The organism is Testudinibacter sp. 'clade 2' (genome assembly GCF_006227735.1).
Lineage (GTDB): Bacteria > Pseudomonadota > Gammaproteobacteria > Enterobacterales > Pasteurellaceae > Chelonobacter.
This window is the reverse complement of sequence record NZ_VDHB01000086.1, coordinates 1-2,717: the sequence shown is the minus strand read 5'-3', so window position 1 is coordinate 2,717 and position 2,717 is coordinate 1. Positions and strand designations below refer to the sequence as shown.

General features: G+C 47.7%; 4 protein-coding genes. All 4 read left to right on the top strand.

The window, feature by feature from the left end; genetic code table 11:
* Window positions 1-1,829 (top strand): isoleucine--tRNA ligase (locus FHQ30_RS07680; RefSeq protein ID WP_139625159.1); only part of this gene is annotated, 1,829 nt, incomplete at its 5' end.
* A 100-nt stretch (window positions 1,830-1,929) separates the two neighbouring features.
* Window positions 1,930-2,139, top strand: a complete 210-nt coding sequence (locus FHQ30_RS07675) for a hypothetical protein (protein WP_139611396.1) — start codon at window positions 1,930-1,932, stop codon at window positions 2,137-2,139.
* On the top strand, window positions 2,129-2,419 hold the full coding sequence (locus tag FHQ30_RS07670) for a type II toxin-antitoxin system RelE family toxin (RefSeq protein ID WP_139611395.1): 291 nt from the start codon (window positions 2,129-2,131) through the stop codon (window positions 2,417-2,419). Before FHQ30_RS07675 ends, FHQ30_RS07670 begins: the two co-directional genes overlap by 11 nt.
* The gene (locus tag FHQ30_RS07665) at window positions 2,416-2,607 is read left to right on the top strand and encodes a hypothetical protein (RefSeq protein ID WP_139611394.1); all 192 of its coding nucleotides are present in this window, start codon (window positions 2,416-2,418) and stop codon (window positions 2,605-2,607) included. Before FHQ30_RS07670 ends, FHQ30_RS07665 begins: the two co-directional genes overlap by 4 nt.
* Window positions 2,608-2,717 lie beyond the last annotated feature (110 nt).

Below are 2,717 nucleotides of genomic sequence, written 5' to 3'. Positions count from 1 at the left end.
AAGCCGGTACCGGCTTGGTACACACTGCGCCGGATCACGGCTTGGACGACTATAACATCGCACAAAAATACGACATTGCGATGGTCAATTTGGTCAATGACGACGGTACGTTTAACCAACGCACGCCATTTTTCGCCGGGTTAAATGTGTTCAAAGCCAATCCGTTGGTGATCGAGAAATTAAAAGAGACCAACAGCCTGCTGAAAGTGCAAACCATCGCTCACAGCTATCCGCACTGCTGGCGCCACAAAACCCCGATTATTTTCCGAGCCACGCCGCAATGGTTTATCGGCATGGAAACCCAAGGGTTGCGCCAACAAGCATTAAAAGAGATTCAAGGAGTGCAGTGGATTCCGGATTGGGGACAAGCGCGGATCGAAACCATGGTGGCAAACCGCCCCGACTGGTGTATTTCGCGTCAGCGTACTTGGGGCGTGCCGATGACCCTGTTTATCCACAAACAGACCGAAGAACTGCACCCACGCTCATTGGAATTGCTGGAACAAGTGGCGCAACGCGTCGAAAAGAGCGGTATTCAAGCTTGGTGGGATCTGGATCCGAAAGAGCTGTTGGGTGATGACGCCGAACAGTACAGCAAAGTGCCCGATACACTGGATGTTTGGTTCGATTCCGGTTCAACCTATTCAACCGTGGTCGCCACCCGTCCGGAATTTGCCGGCAAAGCCGCCGATATGTATCTGGAAGGCTCCGATCAACATCGTGGCTGGTTTATGTCCTCATTGATGTTGTCTACCGCCACCGATAATAAAGCGCCATATCGTCAAGTCTTAACCCATGGTTTCACCGTAGATGCGCAAGGGCGCAAAATGTCGAAATCGATCGGTAATACGATTGAGCCACAAAAAGTGATGAACAGCTACGGCGCCGATATTCTGCGTTTATGGGTAGCATCCACCGATTATACCGGCGAAATTGCGGTGTCCGATGACAACTTTAAACGCACCGCCGATATGTATCGCCGGATCCGTAACACCATGCGTTTCTTATTGGCAAACCTGAACGGCTTCGACCCGAAAACCGATATGGTGAAACGTGAAGAGATGATCACGCTGGATCGTTGGGCGGTGGATTGTGCCTTGCAAGCGCAACAAGATATTGCCAACAACTACGACAATTATCAATTCCACTTGGTGGTGCAGCGCTTGATGCGTTTCTTCTCAATTGAGATGGGCTCGTTCTATCTGGATATTATCAAAGACCGCCAATACACCACCAAAGCCGACAGCGTGGCACGCCGCAGCTGCCAAACCGCACTTTACCATATCGCGGAAGCGGCAGTACGTTGGATTGCGCCAATTTTATCGTTCACCGCCGACGAAGTTTGGTCCTACCTGCCGGGCGAACACAGTGAATTCGTGTTTACTGAAGAGTTGTATGACGGGCTGTTCGCATTGGACAGCCATGAAAGCATGAACGACAACTATTGGCAGCAGATCCTCAAAGTGCGGTCAGAAGTCAACCGAGTATTGGAACAAGCCCGTGCCGACAAAGTGATCGGCTCCGGATTGGAAGCGGAAGTTACGCTATACGCCGATGAACAGCTTTTACCGCAGTTGCAACAGCTCGGCGCAGAGTTGCGTTTTGTGTTAATCACTTCAAAAGCTGAAGTCAAACCGTTAAGCACAGCTGATGTGGCAGTAGGCGAACTGAATGGCTTAGCGGTCAAAGTGATCCGCTCGCCGCACGAAAAATGCCCACGCTGCTGGCACTATTCCGACACTATTGGCAGCAACCCTACACATCCGCACTTATGCAGCCGTTGTGTGGAAAATGTGGACGGTGAGGGCGAAGTGCGCGAGTTTGCGTAAGTTGCGTAAGTTGCGTAAGTTTGCTATTCCGGCTTTGACTTGACCAATGCCTCCGAAAGGGGGCATTATATTAGGCACAATCATTAGAGGAGAAAAATTGATGAGATTAGAAACCTGTAATAGCATGAACAGTGATACATTATTACGTGCGACAGAATTGCGCCAAATACTGGAAGAACGCTTGGAAGCGGAGTGGGAACATGACGCAGCAGACCGTGCTTTAAAGGCGTATGAAGCTTTTAAACGAGGGGAAATGAAAGGCTATATCATCGAAAACGGTGTTGAAAAAGAGGTTAAATATGGCGTATAGGTTCATCAGGTTAGCATCGCTGAAAAAGGCTCTGCGAAATCTGAAGAATCCTATGGCAGAGAAAGAAATTAACGATTTCATCGACACCAAACTGGACGGTTGCGAAAATCCTCGTGACCGTTCTTTGCATTACAAGCCGTTAAAAGGTACAAAACTTGCTGGACAATGCCGATATAGAATCGGGGATTACAGGCTAATCGCTATTATTGACGATACCGACGTGGTCATTATCGGAGTCGAGACTGCACATCGGAAAGAGATATACAGGAGGAGAAGATGAAAGATGAAAATACCGTTTCTATCCCAAAAAGTGAATGGGATGAGATGTCATCCGAAATCTGTAAACATCTTGGTATCACAGATTTAAAATATCGAGATGACGTTGCAAAAGCCTATGCTGAAGCAATATTAAGGGAACTATCAGAAAACCCTGAACAACGATCACGTTATCCATCTTTATTCAGATAACTTTATTCAAATACGCTTAAGCACACACCCACAGTATAAGGGGAGATTTTAAGTCTGCCCTTATTTTTCAGTTTTGGAACGCTAGAACAAAATCATATTTTTTACACTAA

Bases quoted from the DNA above. Each gene is read 5' to 3' on its own strand.
- FHQ30_RS07675 (WP_139611396.1), top strand. From the start codon at position 1,930: ATGAGATTAGAAACCTGTAATAGCATGAACAGTGATACATTATTACGT.
- FHQ30_RS07670 (WP_139611395.1), top strand. From the start codon at position 2,129: ATGGCGTATAGGTTCATCAGGTTAGCATCGCTGAAAAAGGCTCTGCGA.
- FHQ30_RS07665 (WP_139611394.1), top strand. From the start codon at position 2,416: ATGAAAGATGAAAATACCGTTTCTATCCCAAAAAGTGAATGGGATGAG.